This is a genomic window from Pseudoalteromonas sp. A601 (assembly GCF_002165575.1).
Lineage (GTDB): Bacteria > Pseudomonadota > Gammaproteobacteria > Enterobacterales > Alteromonadaceae > Pseudoalteromonas.
Genome location: NZ_MXQF01000012.1, coordinates 77,189 through 98,597 on the forward strand (window position 1 = coordinate 77,189; position 21,409 = coordinate 98,597).

Genomic DNA, 21,409 nt, shown 5'->3' on the forward strand with positions numbered 1-21,409 from the left:
CACATGTTGGTATTTTCAATAGCTAAATTGAAAACATACTAATAAGTAAATAGCCTATAACGCTGAAAACAGCAAATTCGATACAGGCAATACCAATGTTATCTTGATGGTCAATTTCAAGTGCAGTATCAATATTGGGTAAAGAAATGAACTTAATAATGGCCGTTAGTATATACAGTAATAACCACATCGTGCCGCAATGTAAAGCTAATGTGAAGATATTCTCTACCATTTTTCCGTTATGGAAAATTGCGCTTGCCAGCCCTGCATAAATCGCTAACGCTAAACCAATAGATTTTCCCGCATAACGTATGCCTATGGAAGTATTTTCTAGATTGAAGTTACTTTGTAGTGAGGCACCTTGATTTGCTCTAGCAAATCGATATTCGCGTAATTTACTATCTAAAGCAAAAATTCCCTGCAATAAAAAGAAGCTAACAAATGCGATTAATAAGCTACTAAACCCCTGAGTATGTGACCAGTTATAAAGGCCTAAGGTAATAATACAGTTTGCGATTAACATGCCAGAATCAACCAAAGCTGCACATACGTTTTGTTTTAAAATAGCTGCTTCTTCATTAAATCGATGCAAAATCCATTTACGATGAATTAAATGACCGATTTTAATGAAGCTAAATAAAAGTACAATTAATGTAATAACCTTTAAGGGGTTTGATTGTGCTGCGCTGATGCTAATTTCCTCAAACAAATAGGCAATGGTTGCAACGACTACACTTATCTCTGAAGCAAAACTAATACCCATAGCAAAGTTGTCATGTTGGGCAAGTTCTTCTTTCAAAGCTTGCTTTGCCTTGAAGTGGTTTAGTCCTCGTAAGCCTATTACGGTTAAACAAATAACCGCAAAACAAATGGCAATCGCGAGTAAACTAGTGTTAGATAAAGACAAATATGACATGTTGAACCTAGATAACAATTAATAATTTCATTCTAGTATGATTACTGCTGATATAAAAGAGAGTATTTAATGAGCCAACAACTCCCCACACAAATACAGACCCTTGGTACGGAACGCTTTGTAGAACTATATGCTGAGCGTCCAGTAAACGAGAAAATTATCAAGCTACTTGGCTTGAGTGAATTTGCTTGGCGTTGTTTAGAGTCTCAACCTGAGCTTATTGATATGTTGCTTTCAGAGCGTGACATGTTGCTGCGGGACTGCCCTTGCCCTTTTTTAGGCTATGAGCTTAGTAATATAGATGAAGTTGTAGGCTATAAAATACTACGCCAGTACAGAGAGCGCTACTGGCTCAAAGTGGCATTCTTGGATATGTGTTGTGATAACGATATAGCAGATAGTATTCGCTATATTTCTATGTTGGCAGACAGCTTAATCGATGGTGCAAATCGTTGGGCTTTTGCACAAGTAGCTAAAGTTAATGGTGAGCCTGTGGATGAGCAGGGCAACGCTATGCAAATGTTGGTTTTAGGGATGGGCAAGCTAGGGGGAAAAGAGCTTAATTATTCCTCTGATATCGATTTGATATTTGCTTATCCGCAAAGTGTAAAAACACAAGGCGGTCGACGCTCACTCGAAGCGCAAGTTTTTTATACTAAAGTTGCACAAAAATTGATTGCGTCATTGAACCAAAATACAGCTGATGGGCAGGTATTTAGAGTCGATATGCGGCTTCGTCCTTTTGGTGAAAGCGGCCCGTTAGTGATGAGTTTTAATGCAATAGAAGATTATTATCAAGAGCAAGGGCGAGAGTGGGAACGCTATGCCATGCTAAAAGGTCGTTTAATTGGTGAGCAAACTCAATACAGCGATGAATTTTACCAGTTATTAAAGCCTTTTGTGTATAGGCGTTATATTGACTTTTCAGTGATAGAATCACTGCGTAAAATGAAGCAAATGATTGCTCAAGAGGTGAGGCGTAAACGCTTAACCAATAATATTAAGCTTGGTGCGGGTGGCATACGTGAAGTTGAATTTGTGGTACAGGCATTACAAATGGTTCGCGGTGGACGTGAGGCTAATTTACAAACGCAATCACTGCTTAAAGCCCTTACAGAGCTAAGTGCAACCAATGTAATAGCTTCAGACGAAGCTAAACTCCTACAAAGTAATTACTTGTTTTTACGTAAAGTTGAACAGTACCTACAAATCTTTGATGATCAACAAACACAAACATTACCAGATGATGAACTTAATCAGCTGCGTCTAAATTTTTTACTAGGGCACATTGATTTTAGTCACACACTCGATGAAACAAATAACATTATGGCTGCGGTACATAGTGAGTTTGAATTAGTCATTGGTTATGACAGTGAGCCTGATGATCCTTGTGAAAGTGCCTTTGTAAGTGCATGGGAGCATAATGATGTAAGTTTACTGTCAGAGGCTGATGACAGTTGGCAACAGCCTTTGAGTGACTTTAGGGAGCGATCAGCTAAAGCAAAGATAGGTTTACGAGGTCGTGATATTCTCGATAAATTAATGCCATTGCTGCTAAAGCAGTTAACTCAGTGCAATGCATCAGACGCGGTGTTTAGTATGATTAGTCAAGTGCTGAATAAAGTCATTTCGCGTACTGCATACCTTGAGCTGTTATATGAGAATCCTGGTGCGCTGAAACAGCTTGTAACCTTGTGTTGCCACAGTAAGTGGATCGGCGAACATATTTCTCGTTACCCAATTTTGCTTGATGAGCTGATAGACCCTGCTGTGCTTTATAAACCCACGCCATTGACGGCTTATAAAGATGAAGTACGACAATATTTTTTACGTATAGATAGTGACGATTTAGAGCAACAAATGGAAGCGTTACGCCAATTTAAGCAAACTCATCAGTTACGTATAGCAGCAGCTGATGCGACAGGCGTGTTAGATGTGATGAAGGTTAGCGATCACTTAACAGCACTTGCTGAAGCGATTGTTGACCAAGCAGTAAACATCGCTTGGCAGCAAATGGCCACGCGTTTTGGTATTCCGCCCAACACAGATGATGAAAATAAAGGGTTTGGTGTTATAGCATATGGTAAAACAGGAGGTTTTGAAGTTGGTTATGATTCGGATTTAGATTTGGTATTTGTACATAATCACGACGGTACAAGCCAAACAAACGGCAAAAAAAGTATATCTTCTAGGCAGTTTTATTTAAAACTCGCGCAGCGCTTAATGCATTTATTTAATACGCGTACGGCATCAGGTATTTTATATGAGCTCGATACACGTCTAAGGCCTGAAGGAGCCTCAGGGTTGATGGCTATTAACTTGGAAAGTTTCCATCATTATCAATTAACGCAAGCTTGGACTTGGGAGCACCAAGCGCTAGTACGCTCAAGAATGATTTTAGGGCAAGTAGAACTGCAACAAAGGTTTGAGCAAATCCGCTTAGAAATACTTTCGCAACAGCGTGATAATGCCGTGCTAAAAGGTGATGTTATCAAGATGCGCGAGAAGATGCGCAGTCACTTAGCTAAAGGCAATGATACACAGTTTGATTTAAAACAAGATGCCGGTGGCATGGCTGATATTGAGTTTATAACCCAGTACCTGGTGCTAAAAAACGCGCATACATTTTCTCAGTTAACGACTTTTTCAGATAATGTGAGAATTCTGACTGACGCAGCTCGATTAGGTTGTATTGATACACCGTTGAAACAAGGGCTAATTGCAGCCTACATTGAATATCGCTCTCGCTACCATGTGCTAAGTTTGGATCAGCAAGGGCGTTGTGTTAGCCGTGAAGAGCTTAGTGAGCATATTAGTTTGGTTACTAAAGCTTGGCAGGAAATTTTTGAACTAATTAAATAGCCGTGAATTTAGAAGTCTGAGCGAGTGTAAGTATTCACTTGCTCTCATTCAGATAAACACTAACTTTTTAAGCGTCGGCAGTTTTCTCTTACATATTCAGAAGGGAGCTCAGTAATCACTGCTGCCCTTTGTTTAAAGCAAAAGAAGGTGTATACCTCGTTTTCAAAATCATCATTTATAGCACGGCCAACTTGGTATAAAGTCGAGTTGAAATTACTATCTACTCGAAAATGATCTTTGACTACGTAGTCTTTGCTTAAATACCAATAGAGCACGATATCTTCATTGCGTGCGTATTGCGACATCACTTTTTTAAGAGTCGAGCCATTTTCAAAACGTCTTGCTGTGAACTCACCAGTCCAATTTGGAGATGATGGTTCGACAACTCGCGCGCGTTCAATTAATGCTGCATCAATATTTAACTCAGGTTTTGGTAGTTTTAAAACATATTTATCTCGTTCATTATTTTTATTTACTTGATTACGCAACGCCGAATAAAACCGCGATAACCCTTGCGCAGCAGCATTTTTTGTTTCTTTCATGTCCATAACGGGGCCATGACCAAATAAAAAATAAATGGCGGCTATAATTAATATAACTGCTAGTGATAAATGCTTAACCCAAAACCACATAACTCATACTCTTGTTTTTGTGTTTGTTCATAAAATCATATTAAACCACGAAAGTCATCTTCTACTTATAGTAAGAAGGCGCGTTTTCGTCAGGGCGAGTTTTAAAACGTCTGTGTAGCCACATGTATTGCTCGGGTGCTATTGTTACAGCCTGTTCCATGCGTTGATTCACTCGTGTTACATCTTGTTTGTCATCGCCACTTGGGAAATTCTCAAGCAATGGGAATATTTCTAGGTGATACTTACCGTCTTTGTCACGCTGGCTAGCAAAACTGACGACCTCACAATGTTTACTCGCCGCGAATAATAGCGTTCCTGTTGTTGTTGCCGCCTCAGCTACTGCGAAAAAAGGGGCAAACTCACAGCGCTTTCGGCCATAGTCTTGATCTGGTAAGTAGTAACACACTTTTTTGTTTTTAAGCGCTTGTAGTAGCCCTTTAACGTCACGTTTGCCAATTAAAAACTCATTAGAGCGTAAACGACCATTAGTTGTAAAATATTCCATTAACGGATTATTGTGCGGGCGATAAAAGCCAACACCTTGACAGTTTATTCCCATCACTCGGCTGGCCATTTCTAAGTGTAGAATGTGGGGGACTAACAACAAAGCGCCTTTGCCTGATTGATTAATTTTTTCTAGGTGTTCTAGTCCTTTAATCGAGCCGAATACTTTATTTACTCGCCATTGTGGCCACCACCATGCCATACCTGTTTCCATCATGGCGATGCCAGTATTCTCCATATTTTCTAGCACTAGTTGTTGTTGTTCGTGTTCAGGCATATCAGGAAAACACAGTTTGATATTTACTTCAGCAATGTGTCGGCGCTTCTTCATAAAGCGGTGTACTAAACGCCCTAAATATTTACCCATTAGTAATTGTAGTTTATGAGGAAGCCATGAGATCAAATAAAGAAAAAATACGCCAACCCAAGTTAACCAATAGCGAGGACCTAAAAAAGACAGCTTGAAAGCAGAGGAATTAACCACAAAAAAACATCTCAGAAAATAAAAGAAGTAGTTTAACTGTATGTGTTTAAAAACACAAAAAAGCCAGCATTAAGCTGGCTTGATAGTTAAAAAGCGATGGAATTAATTGCTTAAATAGCTTTTAATCCCTGATTAATAGCAATTAAATCTTCACTGGTAAGGGTACCAGCGGCTTGCTTTAAGCGTAATGTAGAAACCACATAGCGGTAACGTACATTGGCTAGGTTACTTTTTGCATTGTACAGATTTTGCGTGCTAATGAGTACGTCAACAATGGTACGAGTACCCACCTCAAACCCCGCTTCAGTAGCTTTTAATGCACTTTCTGCTGAAACAACAGCTTGCTCAAGAGCTTTAAAGGTAGCAATGTCAGACACAACTTGATTATAAGATGTAATAACAGAGCGAGTTACACCACGCAACGATGCTTCTAAGTCTTCACTGGCAGCAACGTAAAATGCACGGGCTTGCTCTGTTGCTGCAGTTGTTGCACCACCAGAATAAATCGGCACAGTAAAATCAAGACCTACCGTTGCGCTATCACCACGAGGTTTCATAGTGTTGCTATTATAATCGGTTAATGAATCCCCATAAGTTGCATTAAGGGTTAGTTTTGGATAGTGCCCAGATTGCGCTAAATCAATTTGATCTTTAGCAATATCGACCGTTACTTTTGCAACTTGTAAATTTAAGTTCTTTTGCTCAGCCAATTTTACATAGTCAGTTGATTGTTTGTTTGGCTTTACTGTCGAAAATGTTTGGGTATCTAGCGTGTCTAACTTGGCATGATATTTACCAGTGATTTCACGAAGTTGCTCTCGAGCAGTTTCAACGCCGTTTTTAGCCACAATCTCTTGTGCAACTGAGTTATCATATTGTGCTTGTGCTTCGTGAACATCAGTGATAGCTGTAAGGCCAACAGCATAGCGTTGTTTAGTTTGCTCAAGTTGACGCTCGATTGCACGTTTTTCTGACTGTACAAATTCAAGATTGTCGATGGCACTTAATACATTAAAATAGCCATCCGCAACACGAACTATTAAATCTTGCTGTGCAAAATCATATTGTGCAGAAGCTTGTAAAGCTTGTTTGTCGGCGATATCTAAAGAATTCCATGCACCTAGGTCAAAAAGTGTTTGATTTAAACTCAGTCCACGGCTGAATGTATCAGTATCACCGTCTATTTTTGCATAGCCTAATGGGTCAGTACCTTCATATGTTGTGCTATCTGTCTTATCATAGCCCATTGAAAAGCCAATTTGCGGTAGTAAGGCGCTTAAAGCTTTATCACTGTTATAAGATTGTGCATCGGCTTGTGCTTTAGCTTTTAAAACCGTTGGATCATTTGCAGTGGCAATTTCGTATACTTGTAATAAATCTTCAGCATTTGAAGCTGTAGCAGTCAATGCGCATGATAAGCCGATCAGCGCAGCAAGAATGTTCTTTTTCATTAGTTGTTCAGTCCTTAGACAGTTTGCGTACTAAAAGCATGGTAACCTGTTTTGTCAAATAACTAAAAAAAATTTGTGTAAAACAGCGCAAACAAGTGTAACAGAATATAATAAACCGCAAAATTTTTGAGTTAAGAAACCGATTAAGGAAATAAATGACTAATAAAGCGATTACTCAATTTACCAATAATGATGTTGACGTTGCGCCAATCGAAAACTTATACAGTGGCTTTTTTAAAATTAACCTTTATCAATTTGAACATGCTTTATTTGCCGGAGGTAAGTCACAAACCATTAAGCGTGAAATTCTTGAGCGTGGTGATGCTGTTGCTGTGCTTCCTTATGATCCCCTTACTAATAAAATATTGCTTATAGAGCAGATACGCATTGGTGCTATGCGTAGTAAAGAGTCGCCTTGGCTTTTAGAGTGTATAGCTGGTATGACTGATGGCAACATTGATTATGAAGCCGTTGTTAAACGCGAAGCCTTTGAAGAAGCTGGCCTTCAATTGCAGCAACTTGAGTATATGTTATCGTACTTATCAAGCCCTGGTGGCACCACTGAGCGTCTTTATCTTTATTTAGCCATCGTAGATTTAAGCCAACATACTAGCGGTGTTTTTGGTCTTGAGACAGAAGGGGAAGATATTAAGACACATGTGATAGATTTTGACGAGGCCTTAGCGCGTCTAAGCAGTGGTGAAATAGATAATGCGGCAACGGTGATATCTTTGCAGTGGTTAGCGCTCAATCGCGAGCGTATAATAAGTAAGTAGACTACTTTTAACTCTTAACTTTATGGCGGTAACTTGACAGCAACAGCAGTGAAACAACGATATATCCAAAGCTTACCTAAATACCTTACTTTGTGTGAGCATAATTACCTGCGCGCTTTAAAGCTGTTACCGCTAAGTAAAGAGGTTGGTCAAACACGCCGCGTTCAATTAGGTGAGCATCAGTTTGAAATTAACGTTGATGGCTGTGCCAAGTACACCATGGATATTTCAATAACTCAGTTATCTGGTGTTATTCAAGGCATGACGCCGTTATTTTTAACTGTGCGTTTGTACCATGATGCGAAAGTTGCTGAGATTGTTCATCACGATTATCATCAAAGAATTAAGCCATCATATGGCTACCCGAATCCTTTAATGCATCAAAAAGATGAAAAATATCAACTCAATGCTTTTTTATACGATTGGCTAGTGGCCTGTATTGATAGTGGCCGTGCAGTGCTTAATTGGGACGTTAATAATGGCTTGGTTTGAACAAAGTGTTCAGTTTAATCGTGAAGTATTAAAGCTGGCTCATGTTACAGATAGTCATTTGTTCGCCAGTCGTCATGGCGAATATTTTGGAGTCAACACTGCCGACCACTTCCTCGCTTGTTTAACACACATGGCGACGAAAAACTTAGATGCAGTGGTATTTGGCGGCGATTTAACCCAAGATCACAGCGTAGAGTCATATTCATTATTTGCTCAATTAATAGCAGAGTCACCATTAACTTGTCCTGTTTTTTGGTTGCCGGGGAATCATGATGAGCTAAATTTATTAACATCTCTGGCTAATAAGCAAATCTCAAATGCGAAGCGACTAATCACTAATAGCTTTGCTGTACTTCTACTTAATTCAAAAGGAGCAACACCTGCCGGATGGGTAACTGATGCTCACCTAACAGAAGTGGTAGACTGTTTAGAGCAAAAAAAATTGCCGAGTGTTGTTTTTTGCCATCATAACCCATTACCAATAAATGGTTATTTGGATAAGCACATGCTAGAAAATGGCCCGCAATTGCTAAATAGGCTCAATAACAGCAATTATGTAAACTGGTTGTTTCATGGTCATGTACATAACAATTATGAGTTTGATTACAGGGATATGAAAGTGGTTTCAACCCCTGCAAGCTCTGTACAATTTTTAAAAAACACACCTGATTGGCAACAACAAAATCAAGGTGCAGCTTATAGGCTTATTACTCTATCTATGAGTGCAGAGAGTGGAAATTTGACCTGCGACACGGAATTGGTATGGTTAAACGTGTAATTTATATTCATGGCTTTAATAGTAGCGAAAAATCATATAAAGCTGTGCGCTTTGGCGAGTATATGGCAAACTATGACGTTGAATATTTTGTGCCGCGCTTAAACCATGAGCCTTTACATGCCATTATTCAATTAGAGCAACTACTAACGCCAGAGACAGTTTTAGTTGGTAGTTCTTTAGGTGGTTTTTATGCCACGTATTTATCGCAAAAATATCAGCTTCGTGCAGTGGTCATTAATCCTGCGGTTGAGCCTTTTTTATTATTGAGTTCATTTTTAGGGCCTAATTATAACCCTTATCAGGATACCCACTACGAGCTAAATAAAAGCCATATTAGTGCGTTAAAATCACTGTTCATAACACCGCTAACTTACCCATCATTACTGTATTTATTACAGCAAACGGGCGATGAAGTACTCGGCTTTGAACAGGCAGTTAATTATTATTCACAGTGTAAACAACATATTGAGTTTGGTGGCGATCACAGTTTTCAAAACATTGAGAGCACCTTTGTAAGTATTGTGGATTTTCTTAAAATCACGTAAAACATAGCTAAGCGCATAAAAAGATAAAAACTATGAGTCAGCAAAATTATAACGCCGAAGCCATTGAAGTCTTAAATGGTTTAGAACCCGTAAAACGCCGTCCAGGTATGTACACAGATACCACGCGCCCTAATCATTTAGGCCAAGAGGTGATCGATAATAGTGTCGATGAAGCAATGGCTGGGCACGCGAGTAAAATCGACGTCATTCTACATGAGGACAACTCGTTAGAGGTGAGTGACGATGGCCGTGGTATGCCAATAGATATTCATCCTGAAGAGGGTATTCCTGGGGTCGAGCTGATTTTTACCAAATTGCATGCCGGTGGTAAATTCTCAAATAAAAACTATCAATTTTCAGGTGGTTTACATGGCGTAGGTATTTCGGTTGTTAATGCACTATCTACTCGTGTTGAAGTTATTGTGCGCCGTGATGCGCAGCAATTTATGATGGCGTTTGAAAATGGCGACAAAGTTGAAGATTTAAACGTTATTGGCACTGTGGGTAAACGTAACACAGGTACAACCGTGCGTTTTTGGCCTGATGCCAGCTACTTTGATTCTGCTAACTTTTCACTGACTAAATTACATCATTTACTTAAAGCCAAAGCTGTATTATGCCCCGGTTTACGCATTAAGTTTATTAACAAGCAAACTAAAGAAACTCAAGAGTGGTATTACGAAACGGGCTTACGTGATTACTTAAATGAAGCTGTAAAGGGCTATGAAGTCTTACCAAAAGAACCGTTTACAGGGGAATTTTCCAGCTCCACAGAAGGGGCTGATTGGGCTGTTGTATGGCTACCTGAAGGCGGAGAGTCAATTGCAGAAAGTTATGTAAACTTAATTCCGACTGCGCAAGGTGGTACGCATGTAAATGGCTTGCGCCAAGGCTTATTAGAAGCAATGCGTGAGTTTTGTGAATTTAGAAACCTGCTTCCACGAGGCGTTAAACTGACTCCTGACGATATCTGGGAGCGTTGTAGTTATGTCTTGTCAGTTAAAATGCAAGATCCTCAATTTGCAGGCCAAACGAAAGAAAAGCTTTCATCGCGCTCTTGCTCAGCGTTTGTATCAGGGGTGGTGAAAGATGCATTTAGTTTGTGGCTCAACGAGCACACTGATATTGCTGAGCTTTTATCTGAGTTATGTATTTCAAATGCTCAGCGTCGTCTTCGTGCTGCTAAAAAAGTTGTTCGTAAACGCGTGACGGCAGGCCCTGCATTACCAGGTAAATTAACGGACTGTAGTGCGGCCGATAATGATCGCACTGAATTGTTTTTAGTTGAGGGTGATTCTGCTGGTGGCTCTGCCAAGCAAGCTCGAGATCGAGAGTTTCAAGCAATTATGCCGCTGCGTGGTAAAATTTTAAATACGTGGGAAGTAGAGTCAGGCCAAATATTAGCTTCACAAGAAGTGCATGATATATCGGTTGCATTAGGAATGGACCCTGATTCAAAAGACTTATCAGCACTGCGATATAATAAAATATGTATTTTAGCGGATGCTGACTCTGATGGGTTACACATTGCAACTTTACTCTGCGCACTCTTTGTTCGTCACTTTCCTGAGTTAGTTAAGCAAGGTCATGTATATGTGGCTATGCCGCCTCTATTTCGCATTGATATTGGTAAAGAGGTTTACTATGCACTGGATGAAGATGAAAAATCGGGTATCTTAGCGCGCATAGAAGCGGAGAAAAAACGCGGTAAAGTTAACGTGCAACGCTTTAAAGGCCTGGGCGAAATGAACCCGCTGCAATTGCGTGAAACCACTATGGATCCGAATACGCGTCGCTTAGTGCAGCTAACATTAGACGAAGAGCAACACACTCTCGAAATGATGGATATGTTGCTTGCTAAAAAGCGCTCTTCAGACAGACGTCAATGGTTAGAAGATCACGGAAATCGCGCTCAAGTATAACTACAAAGGAAGCAGCTTATGCACCCTCAACTTGGTAGGCTTTATTAGTGGCTGTTTTAAATCGCTATTTGTTAAGCTTCGCATTAGCAGTGTTTTTTAGCACTACTAATGCGAATACTTCAGTTGAGCAGCAATGGTTAGAGGAAAAGCTGGCCATTGCTGCAGAAAAAAGCATTGAGAACCCAACGCTTGCTGTTATATACCTTAATAATATCCTAAAAGATAAAGCACCTACGTTAACTGAAATTCAACGCATAAAACTACAAATCACGCTTGCTGAAAACTACCTGCTTAATAGTGATATGAATAAAGCAGTTGAATTAGTCAAACAGATACAACGTTATCAAGAGTTACTCGATGCGACTTCAGCGGTTAGCTACTTTATTGTTAAATCGGATATATACTTGCTGCAAGGGGATTCTAAGTTAGCATTAGCTGAATTAGATAAAGCTAAAGAAAAAATAACGCTGTTAGATGATAAAGCTAAAGGTAACCTTTATGCTGCTTTTGCCAACTATCACGTTAGTAATCACAACGAGAGTAAAGCAAAAGATTATTATTATAAAGCCTACGAAGTCTTTCTTAAAAGTGGCGATGACTTACAGCTCGCTTACATTGAATCTATGATGTCACAATCTTATGAGGCTTTATATGATTTTGATAAAGCTATTGAGCTGCAAAAAAAAGCCCTGTCTTATTTTAGTCGTAAAAATTTATCGTTTGATATGATGGTTTCTTATTATCATCTAGCTAAGATTTATCTCAAGCTTTCACGTAGTTCAGACGTAATTTTGAATGCTGAGCAAATTTTAAAGATTAACGCAGAGTCACAATCATCCTGCCCTAAATTTAATTACTATGCATATATCACTCTTACGCAAGCATACTTACAATTAGGTAATATTGAACAAAGCGTTAAGTTTTTAGATTTAAGTAATCAGTTTGTGGTCGGTATTGAAGACGTCTATAAGAAGATAGACCACTTCTTAATTCAAACTGAAATTGAAATAACACAATCAAAACTTGAACAAGCTAACCGAACAATTACTGAAACTAACGAGCTTTTAAGTGATATTCCAGCTGAAAGTGCAATAAATTTTTTACTTCGGTTAAAAAAATTGCAAGCAAAATTGTCCATAAAAGAAGGCGACTTTGAACGAGCAACTGAGGAATATCAATCATATATTTCGCTCAATGAGCAGCATTATAACTATATACGTGAACTGTTTCGCTCTGAGAATAAAGCCCAATTTGACATCAAAAAATTGGAACTAGAGAAGCAATTACTCGAAAAAGATAAAGAACTTAATGAATTTGCTATGTTAGAGATTAAGCAAGAACAAGCACTTCATCATACAGCTATGTTCAGTATTTTGATGTTCTTGCTCGTGTTACTTATTTTTACATGGCGCCAGTATCGATTGAAACGAGAGTTTAATGTACTCGCTAATACTGATTATTTAACCGGTGTGGCAAATAGGCGAAAAGTCATGGACTATGCAGAGCTGCAATGGCAAGAGTTAAAACAAGGCTATAATAAATTTGCGCTAATTAGCTTTGACTTAGATCACTTTAAAAAAGTGAACGATAACTACGGTCATCCAGCTGGTGATTTAGTATTAAAAACCATTGTTAACGTTGCCCAGCAAGCAATTCGTGAAAATGACTTCTTGGGACGGATTGGTGGCGAAGAGTTTTTAGTTGTTTTGACTGGCACGGAGCAAGTTGAAGCCACTGAAATTGCTTACAGAATAAAAAGTGCCATCGAAAAAGCACAAATCCAGAGCGATAAAGGAATAATTAGAGTCACTGCAAGTTTAGGCGTGACTCAAAAGAATGAGCAAACAAGCACATTCAAAGATTTACTAAAGCAAGCAGACAAAGCCTTATATGCTGCTAAAGAAAATGGCCGAAACAGGGTAGAGGTTTATGAATAAATTACTGACATTAATAATCAGTTTAGGGCTGTTAAGTACACCCGCAGGTGCAGCAAACATACTTAAAGAGCTGAGCGTCGCTCAAGGCTTTGAAGTGAGTATTTTTGCCGATGATGTAGAGAATGCTCGCCAAATTGCAGTGTCTAAAAAAGGCATTGTTTATGTTGGCTCTCGTAAAGCGGGCAAGGTATATGCACTGATAGATCACAACAGTGATGGTGTTGCAGATAAACAGATTTTAGTCGCCAGTGACTTATCAATGCCATCAGGGCTTGCCATTAAAGGTGATGATTTATATGTAGGTGAAGTACACCGTATTATTCGCTTCAAAAATATAGATAAACAACTCAAAGCACCAAAATATGAGGTCGTTTATGATGCATTACCGACAGAGCGTCATCACGGTTGGAAATTCCTACGCTTCGCACCTACCGGCGAATTGATAATCCCAGTAGGCGTACCCTGTAATATTTGCGCTGAAGATGAGCGATTTGGTCGAATATTTGCACTGGATGTAAATACCAAGCAAATTACCACACTTGCTAAAGGTGTGCGCAATTCGGTTGGCTTTGATTTTCATCCAAGCACACAAGCTATGTGGTTTAGCGATAATGGACGAGATATGATGGGTGATGACATACCGCCTGATGAATTAAATCGCTTAACTAATGAGGGTGAACACTTTGGCTTTCCTTATGTACATGCGGGAGCTATTTTAGATCCTGAGTTTGGTAAAGGTAAAAGTACCAGCGATTATACGGCACCCGCATTAGCGTTAGCTGCTCATGTGGCCCCACTGGGTATTCACTTTTATAACGGTAAGCAATTTCCGAGCGATTACAAACAACAGTTATTTGTTGCTGAGCATGGTTCATGGAATCGCAGTAAAAAGTCAGGATATAAAGTGGCTGTTGCCACTATTGAGCAAGGACGTGTGATAAAATACACGCCGTTTATAACGGGCTTTATGAAAAACGAAGAAACATTGGGTCGTCCGGTTGCTTTTGCAGAACTTGCCGATGGCAGCTTATTGATCTCCGATGATTACGCCAATGTGATCTACCGTGTAAGCTATAAAAAAAATTAGGTAGGCTTTGATGAGTGATACAGATACCTTGCTGATGCAAGGAGTTGAGCAACAAACAATGGGGCGTTTTACAGAAGACGCTTATTTGAATTATTCCATGTATGTGATCATGGACAGGGCATTGCCACATATTGGCGATGGTTTAAAACCGGTCCAGCGCCGTATTATTTATGCGATGAGTGAGCTGGGATTATCGGCTGCAGCTAAATATAAAAAATCAGCACGTACCGTCGGTGATGTATTGGGTAAATATCACCCTCACGGTGATAGTGCCTGCTACGAAGCTATGGTGTTAATGGCGCAACCGTTTTCTTATCGTTATCCATTAGTGGATGGTCAAGGTAACTGGGGGGCGGCGGATGATCCTAAGTCATTTGCAGCAATGCGTTATACTGAAGCTCGTTTATCCAAATTCTCGGAAGTGCTGCTCAAAGAGCTAGGCCAAGGTACCGTTGATTGGACTCCTAACTTTGATGGCACCATGGATGAACCACAGGTTCTACCCGCTCGACTGCCACATATTTTATTAAACGGTATTACCGGCATTGCAGTTGGTATGGCGACAGATATTCCACCGCATAATGTGCGAGAAGTGGCCAGCGCATGCTGTTTATTACTTGATAAACCAAAAACTGAGCTGAATGAGTTGCTTGAATTAGTTCATGCTCCAGATTATCCAACTGATGCTGAAATAATCACTCCAAAAGCAGATATTCAAAAGATTTATCAGACTGGGCGTGGCTCAATAAAAATGCGTGCAGTTTATACGCAGGAGCAAGGTGATATTGTTATCACTGCATTGCCACATCAATGCTCTGGTAGTAAGGTCCTTGAGCAAATAGCCGCGCAAATGAATGCGAAAAAGCTGCCAATGGTGGCTGATTTACGTGATGAGTCAGATCACGAAAACCCAACGCGTATAGTGATTATTCCACGTTCAAATCGCATTAAAGCAGAGCCGTTAATGGCTCACTTATTTGCCACCACAGATCTTGAAAAAAACTACCGTGTTAATTTAAATATGCTTGGCCTTGATGGCCGCCCGCAGGTTAAAGACTTACGCAGTATTTTGACTGAGTGGTTAGTCTTTAGACGCGAAACAGTGCGTCGTCGTTTGCAATACCGGTTAGACAAAGTACTTGCACGCTTGCATATCCTTGAAGGTTTACTAGCCGCCTTTTTAAATATCGACGAAGTTATCGAGATCATTCGCTCAGAAGATAAACCAAAGCCAGTTTTAATGCAGCGCTTTGATATAACTGAAATTCAAGCTGAAGCAATTTTAGAATTAAAGTTACGTCACTTAGCTAAACTTGAAGAATTTAAGATTCGCGGTGAGCAAGATGAGTTAGCAAAAGAGCGTGACAAGCTTGAGCTTACTTTAGGTTCAGATCGTCGTATGTCGACGTTACTGAAAAAAGAAATTCAAGAAGCGGCTGAGTTGTACGGCGATGATCGTCGTTCGCCTGTTGTTGAGCGTATTGAAGCAAAAGCATTGAGCGAAAAAGATTTAATCCCTTCAGAATCAGTGACGGTTGTATTATCTGAAAAAGGGTGGGCACGAGTCGGTAAAGGCCATGATTTAGATGTTGAGGGCTTAAATTACAGAGCGGGTGATGAATACAAAGCATCTGCGCGTGGTAAGAGCAATCAACCTGCCGTGTTCTTAGATTCAGCAGGACGGGCATTCGCTACCGATGCACATGGCTTACCATCAGCGAGAAGCCAAGGCGAGCCAATGACGGGGCGTTTCAACCTCAGTGCAGGGGCTAACTTCGAACATGTTGTCATGGGAGAAGATAAACAAGTATTACTGATGGCCTCTGATGCAGGTTATGGTTTTATTACTGACTTTGTTGATTTAGTCAGTAAAAACAAAAACGGTAAAGCACTTGTAAGTGTGCCTAAAGGTGGGCAGTTACTTGCACCGATCCGCGTCAATGATGTAGCGACAGATTACTGCATGGCTATTTCAAATGAAGGGCGGATGTTGCTTTTCCCATTGCGTGACTTACCAAAACTAGGCAAAGGTAAAGGAAATAAAATAATTTCCATCCCAAGTGCAAAAGTGCAAGCTCGTGAAGAGTTTGTAAAAGTGCTCACAGTCGTGCCACAAGGCTCTAGCGTGACACTGCATGCAGGTAAGCGTAAGTTAACACTCAAACCGAGTGATCTTGAGCATTATCACGGAGAACGGGGGCGTCGCGGAAATAAGCTACCACGAGGCTTACAACGTGTTGATGAGGCTGAAGTTGAGTTCATGCCAAATGACGAGATAAACGAATCCTCTCAGCCAGAATAAAGACAGCTATACTTTATAATCATACGGCCTGCTAATGCAGGCCTTTTGTTTTTAAAGGATAAATTAATTTAAGCTTACAAGTGTGCGCTAAACTCTCGTTTAGCGACTAAAATAACGCTATAATGCCCGCGCTTTAATTATTGGAGAGTATTTTTGCTAGCTTTTATTCGTATCTTAATCATGGCTTTGTTTATTTTGTTGAGCTGCTTTTGCGGCTTAATATTGTGTTTAGTTAAACCATTTCATAAAAATAATGTACATATTATTGCAAGTTGGTTTGGCTCAATGGCTAAAATGCTTGGTGTTAAACTCATTATTACACGCCACAGCGAAGCACAAAGTGCAGGACCTGCTGTGTACTTAGCAAATCATCAGAATAATTATGATTTATTTACATTACCCGCTGCAGTGCCAGAAAACTGTGTAAGTTTAGGTAAAAAAAGTTTGAAATGGATCCCGTTCTTTGGTCAGCTTTATTGGCTGTCTGGAAATATTCTTATAGATAGGACGAATCGTTCAAAGGCGGCGGGTACGATTTCAAAAGCAGCTGAAAAAATCAAACAAAATGGTTTATCTGTATGGATGTTTCCTGAAGGAACGCGTAGCTATGGCCGAGGCCTATTGGCTTTTAAAACAGGGGCATTTCATACGGCTTTGAATGCACAGGTTCCAGTTATACCCGTGTGTATGAGTACAACGAATAAAACCATTAAACTAAACCGCTGGGACAATGGTACAATCTACATTGACATGTTAGCACCACAGCACCTTGATAAAGAGATAAGTGCGCGTGAGCACGCAAGCCGCGTTCACGCTATAATGGCAGCTAGAATTACCGAATTAGATGCGCAAGTGAGAGAAAAGTAATGGAAAATTGGCGTGAAATTAGTGAAGACATCGTAACTTCTTTATTAGAAGATGGCTCTGATCCTGAAATCCTATATGAAGTAGAGCACCATTTTGTTTGTGAAGACTTCGTAAAACTTGAGCAAGCCGCACTTGCTGCGTTTAAACTAGGCTATGATGTTGAAGAACCTGCTGAATTAGAGCTTGAAGATGGCGCTAAAATTTGGGGGTTTGATATAGTTGTTGAAGCTGAGTTAGACGTAGACGTAATTATGGAAGACGTTGATAAGCTTGCTCAACTTGCTGTTGATACCGGTGTTGAGTACGACGGCTGGGGTACTTATTTCCAAGAATAAGTGCTAGCCACTAGGTCCTAGCCACTAGGGCCTAGAGCAATTTACCAACCCGCCAGTTTTCTCATACTTATTTATTGTTCCTGCTTTTAGTTATAGACATTTATACTGGATAGTTGATAATAAAAAGCCATTATTGAAAAAAGTAACTTATTGCTATTTATGCTCATTACCCTTCCTATTTCCGAGCTTGTGCCAGGTATGTTTGTTGACAGTGTTAGCAAACAGTATGAAGGCGTTGATAGTATAAAAATTAAAACTCGTGGATTAGTCCGCGATAAATCGATTATTCAACGCCTTATCTCTGAAGGTGTGCAAGAGTTACTGATAGACTTTACCCAAAGTGACGTAGGGATTCCTGCTAAATATCAGGAAAAACCTGATACCACCGCAGAAAAAGCGCAACCAGGTAAAGCAAAGGAAAAAGAAAAAAAAGTAGTTTCTGTTGAGCAAGAGTTTGCCAAAGCCAGCGTTAGCTATGAGCAGCATAACCGAAAGTTACAAAGTTTATATGGCGATGTAACATCGGGTTTGAAAATGAATATCTCGTTATTAGACGATATCGCCAAAGATATCGTTGCTTCAGTATTTCGAAATCATAATGCCATGACAATTCTGACTCGGCTCAAAGATAAGAATATGTATAACTGGCGTCATATGACCAATTGCGCGATTTTAGTGACAGTTTTTGCTAAGTATCTCGGTTATAAAGAAGAAATCGTACAAGAGCTGGCAATGGGGGCATTGTTACATGATTTAGGTCAAGCTAAATTACCACAGGGAATATTCTCTAAGCCTGAAGAAGTGAACGAGCTCGAGATGCAGGCAATAAAAAAGCACGTTGCTCAGAGCCTTGGGCTTGTAAAAGGTGAAAAGGGAATAACGCCATTGATGCTTGATATGATAGTTAATCATCATGAGCGCTTAGATGGTAGCGGTTATCCGCGAGGAATAGCTGGAGAGAAGTTAAGTCGCCCGGCTAGGATCATGGCTATTGTCGATGTATATGATGCGATGAGCTCTGATAGGCCGCATCAATTAGGAGATGAACCTATCAATGTTTTACGCTATTTACTGGGTAGTAAGCACTTATTTGATAGTGAATTAGTACAGCGGTTTATTAAATGTTTAGGCGTACACCCAGTTGGCACCATAGTTAAGCTAAACAATGAACGTTTAGCGTTAGTCACTGAAGGAAACCATCAAAACCCAATTAAGCCTAAAGTTAAAATATTTTACAATGCTAAGCATAACCACCATGTTACGGCAAAAGATATTGACTTAACGTCGCCTGAGCATGATTTAAAAATCCTCGCTAGCATAAAGCCCCTTGATTATCAGCTTAATTTGGCTCGTTTGTTAAAAGAGCACTTGCTGGTTTAGTATCTTTTGTAATTGATTTATCACAGTGCTTTTTGGTTGACTGTCTTGCGGATAATAATGCCCCACTAAAACAACTCACCATTAATACTAGCCATAGTAGTGTGCCTTTCTCCGAGTGAAGTGCACCACAGCAACATAGTAAAGCTATAAAAGCAGCCACTATCGCTCCTAACCAATAATGATTAACAGGGTTATCGCATTCACCGGCTCTGGTACATGCGCAAAAGTTTGCTTTACAAAAACTAAATACGCTGCCTCCACAAAAAACAAGGGCCATAATAATTAATACTATTTCCACAGCTATCCCCCTTCACTGGTGTTTGCAAATAGTCTAATTGCGCAGATTAACCAAGTCAATGTAAATGATAATTAATTACAATTAGAGCTTTAACTCTAATATCACATTTCTCATCCGATGAGTTTTAAAAAAATGTTAAAGTGTAGTTAAAAACCCTATTTTTTGCCATTTTTTGCCATATTCATGAAGTTTTTTACAAAAAATTAAGGTAGTGTAGCGAAGTTTTGAAAATAATTACTTGATCCTAAATAACCTGTGCACAGGTTAAGAACAACTAAATGGGTATCCAAGCTTTGCTTTGGTTAAGGAAACACAATGAAATTTACTAAAACTCTTATTGCAGCATCTCTTGCTGTTATGTCTGCAGATACTTTTGCAGCGGCATTTCAATTAGCTGAGCAAAATGCTTCAGGCTTAGGCCGTGCGTATGCAGGTGAAGCTGCAGTTGCTGATGATGCTTCTGTCGTTGCTCGTAATCCCGCTCTTATGTCTATTTTTAAAGAAAATCAACTAAGTGTAGCTGGTATCGCCGTAATCCCTGACGTTAGCTTACGTGGTACGCAGGCGAGTAATTCATCTGTAAACCCAAGTCAATTAAATGATAGCAGCATTGCTCCTGCTGCATTCGTTCCTGCGGGTTATTTTGTTATGCCTATCGATGACAAGTTTGCTGTCGGATTTGGTGCGTTTTCAAATTTTGGTTTATCAACTGAGTTTGAAGCCGATTACCCTGCAGGGCAACTTGCTGGTGAAACCGAGATTGTGACTGTAAACATGAATGTTAGTGGTTCATATAAAATTAATGAACAATTTAGCGTAGGCCTTGGCCTTAACTATGTTTATGCAGATGCAAAAATTGTTCGTAATTTTGGTGCTACGTCAGAGCAAACTCAAGCTCAGTTTGATCAATTATCGCAAGCTGGGTTGTTACCTCCAGATTTTCGTGTTCCATCACAAGCTGAGGCTGTGCATTTAGAGGGAGACGATTACGGGTTTGGTTGGAATATAGGTGGTATGTACCAGTTTGACGAAAATAGTCGTTTTGGTTTTAACTATCGTAGCGAAACAGATATCACTTTTGAAGGCGAGTTTTCAAGTCAGCTTCCAGTTGGCTTAGGTGTTGGCTCTGGTGGGGCAAGCCTTCCTGGTCGCGTTGAGATTACGTTGCCGGCAATTGCTGAGTTTTCAGGCTCACATCAGTTAGATGAAAAAGCAGGCTTACATTATAGTGTTTTATGGACCGGCTGGAGTAGTTTCCAAAAGCTACAAGCAGATGTTGATGGGCGTGATGAACCTGGTTTCTCAAAAAATGAGAACTTCTCGAACTCAATGCGCTATTCAATTGGTGGTGACTACCAGTTTAATGACGCCGTTTTATTACGTGCAGGCCTTGCATATGATGAGTCTCCAGCTGATAAAAACCATATGTCAATTTCTATCCCAGATACAGATCGTTTTTGGTACTCATTTGGTGCTAACTACACAATGAGTGAGCAGGCAAACCTAGATATTGGTATGAGTATTTTACGTGGTAAAACACAGAATTTCACTGAATCAGATAACCAGGGTCAGCAGTGGGGCTTTGAATCAAAAGGCCATGCAGTGTTAATTGGTGCACAGTATAACTACACGTTTTAACCTTTTCTGCTAAGCGAGGCGATTCGCTTTCTGATATAAAACAAAAAAGCCGCGTTATGAAGTTTCATAACGCGGCTTTTTTGTTTTCACTGCTTTATAAGTAGGTCATTAATGACCTACTATATCTTTAAGTGAAAAAATCTAATCTGCATTCACTGGAATAATTTGTTCTTATATTGCAAAATAATTGAAATAAAATAGGA

At 39.8% G+C, this 21,409-nt stretch carries 18 protein-coding genes; 13 read left to right on the top strand and 5 right to left on the bottom strand.

The window, feature by feature from the left end:
- Positions 1–22: 22 nt before the first annotated feature.
- The gene (locus B5G52_RS11880) at positions 23–916 is read right to left on the bottom strand and encodes a hypothetical protein (protein WP_087532866.1); all 894 of its coding nucleotides are present in this window, start codon (positions 914–916) and stop codon (positions 23–25) included.
- A gap of 69 nt (positions 917–985) precedes the next feature.
- On the opposite strand from B5G52_RS11880, the gene glnE reads away from it, so the two are divergent.
- Entirely contained in the window at positions 986–3,778 is a 2,793-nt protein-coding gene (gene glnE, locus B5G52_RS11885; protein ID WP_087532867.1) for a bifunctional [glutamate--ammonia ligase]-adenylyl-L-tyrosine phosphorylase/[glutamate--ammonia-ligase] adenylyltransferase, read from the top strand.
- Between the two features lie 59 nt (positions 3,779–3,837).
- Here glnE and B5G52_RS11890 read toward each other — a convergent pair whose 3' ends face one another.
- The 3 genes from B5G52_RS11890 to tolC form a co-directional block, all read right to left on the bottom strand.
- Positions 3,838–4,410 carry a TcpQ domain-containing protein gene (locus B5G52_RS11890; protein WP_087532868.1) on the bottom strand — a complete coding sequence of 191 codons (573 nt, stop codon included), beginning with the start codon at positions 4,408–4,410 and terminating at the stop codon, positions 3,838–3,840.
- Positions 4,411–4,471: 61 nt separating this feature from the next.
- Positions 4,472–5,398: an LpxL/LpxP family Kdo(2)-lipid IV(A) lauroyl/palmitoleoyl acyltransferase gene (gene lpxL, locus B5G52_RS11895; RefSeq protein ID WP_087532869.1), complete on the bottom strand. Its 927-nt coding sequence runs from the start codon at positions 5,396–5,398 to the stop codon at positions 4,472–4,474.
- A gap of 110 nt (positions 5,399–5,508) precedes the next feature.
- Complete coding sequence (gene tolC, locus B5G52_RS11900) at positions 5,509–6,849, bottom strand: outer membrane channel protein TolC (protein WP_087532870.1); 1,341 nt, start codon at positions 6,847–6,849, stop codon at positions 5,509–5,511.
- Between the two features lie 155 nt (positions 6,850–7,004).
- Here tolC and B5G52_RS11905 point away from each other — a divergent pair, with 155 nt between their 5' ends.
- The 11 genes from B5G52_RS11905 to B5G52_RS11955 all read left to right on the top strand — a co-directional run bounded on the left by B5G52_RS11905 (position 7,005) and on the right by B5G52_RS11955 (position 19,270).
- Positions 7,005–7,625, top strand: coding sequence for an NUDIX domain-containing protein (locus tag B5G52_RS11905; RefSeq protein ID WP_087532871.1), 621 nt, complete (start codon positions 7,005–7,007; stop codon positions 7,623–7,625).
- Positions 7,626–7,658: 33 nt separating this feature from the next.
- Complete coding sequence (locus B5G52_RS11910; protein WP_087532872.1) at positions 7,659–8,117, top strand: DUF1249 domain-containing protein; 459 nt, start codon at positions 7,659–7,661, stop codon at positions 8,115–8,117.
- Positions 8,104–8,895, top strand: a complete 792-nt coding sequence (locus B5G52_RS11915) for a metallophosphoesterase (RefSeq protein WP_087532873.1) — start codon at positions 8,104–8,106, stop codon at positions 8,893–8,895. The genes B5G52_RS11910 and B5G52_RS11915 overlap by 14 nt, the downstream gene beginning before the upstream one ends.
- A complete protein-coding gene (locus tag B5G52_RS11920; protein ID WP_087532874.1) occupies positions 8,880–9,440 on the top strand; it encodes a YqiA/YcfP family alpha/beta fold hydrolase in 561 nt (186 codons plus the stop codon). Before B5G52_RS11915 ends, B5G52_RS11920 begins: the two co-directional genes overlap by 16 nt.
- 32 nt (positions 9,441–9,472) lie before the next feature.
- Positions 9,473–11,362 (top strand): DNA topoisomerase IV subunit B, encoded by a 1,890-nt coding sequence (gene parE / locus B5G52_RS11925; protein ID WP_087532875.1) that lies wholly within the window; start codon positions 9,473–9,475, stop codon positions 11,360–11,362.
- Between the two features lie 47 nt (positions 11,363–11,409).
- The gene (locus tag B5G52_RS11930) at positions 11,410–13,299 is read left to right on the top strand and encodes a GGDEF domain-containing protein (protein WP_087532876.1); all 1,890 of its coding nucleotides are present in this window, start codon (positions 11,410–11,412) and stop codon (positions 13,297–13,299) included.
- The gene (locus B5G52_RS11935; RefSeq protein ID WP_087532877.1) at positions 13,292–14,386 is read left to right on the top strand and encodes a sorbosone dehydrogenase family protein; all 1,095 of its coding nucleotides are present in this window, start codon (positions 13,292–13,294) and stop codon (positions 14,384–14,386) included. The genes B5G52_RS11930 and B5G52_RS11935 overlap by 8 nt, the downstream gene beginning before the upstream one ends.
- Before the next feature lie 10 nt (positions 14,387–14,396).
- Positions 14,397–16,688, top strand: coding sequence for a DNA topoisomerase IV subunit A (gene parC, locus B5G52_RS11940; RefSeq protein WP_087532878.1), 2,292 nt, complete (start codon positions 14,397–14,399; stop codon positions 16,686–16,688).
- 153 nt (positions 16,689–16,841) lie between these two features.
- Entirely contained in the window at positions 16,842–17,555 is a 714-nt protein-coding gene (locus B5G52_RS11945) for a 1-acylglycerol-3-phosphate O-acyltransferase (protein ID WP_087532879.1), read from the top strand.
- A complete protein-coding gene (gene rraB, locus B5G52_RS11950) occupies positions 17,555–17,890 on the top strand; it encodes a ribonuclease E inhibitor RraB (protein WP_087532880.1) in 336 nt (111 codons plus the stop codon). Before B5G52_RS11945 ends, rraB begins: the two co-directional genes overlap by 1 nt.
- 159 nt (positions 17,891–18,049) lie before the next feature.
- A complete protein-coding gene (locus tag B5G52_RS11955) occupies positions 18,050–19,270 on the top strand; it encodes an HD-GYP domain-containing protein (RefSeq protein WP_087532881.1) in 1,221 nt (406 codons plus the stop codon).
- Here the strand turns inward: B5G52_RS11955 and B5G52_RS22380 are convergent.
- A complete protein-coding gene (locus B5G52_RS22380; protein ID WP_087532882.1) occupies positions 19,230–19,568 on the bottom strand; it encodes a hypothetical protein in 339 nt (112 codons plus the stop codon). The genes B5G52_RS11955 and B5G52_RS22380 overlap by 41 nt on opposite strands.
- 315 nt (positions 19,569–19,883) lie before the next feature.
- Between B5G52_RS22380 and B5G52_RS11965 the strand changes: the two genes are divergently transcribed.
- The gene (locus B5G52_RS11965) at positions 19,884–21,206 is read left to right on the top strand and encodes an outer membrane protein transport protein (RefSeq protein WP_087532883.1); all 1,323 of its coding nucleotides are present in this window, start codon (positions 19,884–19,886) and stop codon (positions 21,204–21,206) included.
- Positions 21,207–21,409: the final 203 nt, after the last annotated feature.

What these genes read in the sequence shown, in the direction of transcription:
- rraB (WP_087532880.1), top strand. Translation starts at nt 17,555, where the DNA reads ATGGAAAATTGGCGTGAAATTAGTGAAGACATCGTAACTTCTTTATTA.
- B5G52_RS11890 (WP_087532868.1), bottom strand. Translation starts at nt 4,410, where the DNA reads ATGTGGTTTTGGGTTAAGCATTTATCACTAGCAGTTATATTAATTATA.
- parC (WP_087532878.1), top strand. Translation starts at nt 14,397, where the DNA reads ATGAGTGATACAGATACCTTGCTGATGCAAGGAGTTGAGCAACAAACA.
- B5G52_RS11935 (WP_087532877.1), top strand. Translation starts at nt 13,292, where the DNA reads ATGAATAAATTACTGACATTAATAATCAGTTTAGGGCTGTTAAGTACA.
- B5G52_RS11920 (WP_087532874.1), top strand. Translation starts at nt 8,880, where the DNA reads ATGGTTAAACGTGTAATTTATATTCATGGCTTTAATAGTAGCGAAAAA.
- B5G52_RS11915 (WP_087532873.1), top strand. Translation starts at nt 8,104, where the DNA reads ATGGCTTGGTTTGAACAAAGTGTTCAGTTTAATCGTGAAGTATTAAAG.
- glnE (WP_087532867.1), top strand. Translation starts at nt 986, where the DNA reads ATGAGCCAACAACTCCCCACACAAATACAGACCCTTGGTACGGAACGC.
- B5G52_RS11955 (WP_087532881.1), top strand. Translation starts at nt 18,050, where the DNA reads ATGCTCATTACCCTTCCTATTTCCGAGCTTGTGCCAGGTATGTTTGTT.
- parE (WP_087532875.1), top strand. Translation starts at nt 9,473, where the DNA reads ATGAGTCAGCAAAATTATAACGCCGAAGCCATTGAAGTCTTAAATGGT.
- tolC (WP_087532870.1), bottom strand. Translation starts at nt 6,849, where the DNA reads ATGAAAAAGAACATTCTTGCTGCGCTGATCGGCTTATCATGCGCATTG.
- B5G52_RS11905 (WP_087532871.1), top strand. Translation starts at nt 7,005, where the DNA reads ATGACTAATAAAGCGATTACTCAATTTACCAATAATGATGTTGACGTT.
- B5G52_RS11880 (WP_087532866.1), bottom strand. Translation starts at nt 916, where the DNA reads ATGTCATATTTGTCTTTATCTAACACTAGTTTACTCGCGATTGCCATT.
- B5G52_RS11965 (WP_087532883.1), top strand. Translation starts at nt 19,884, where the DNA reads ATGAAATTTACTAAAACTCTTATTGCAGCATCTCTTGCTGTTATGTCT.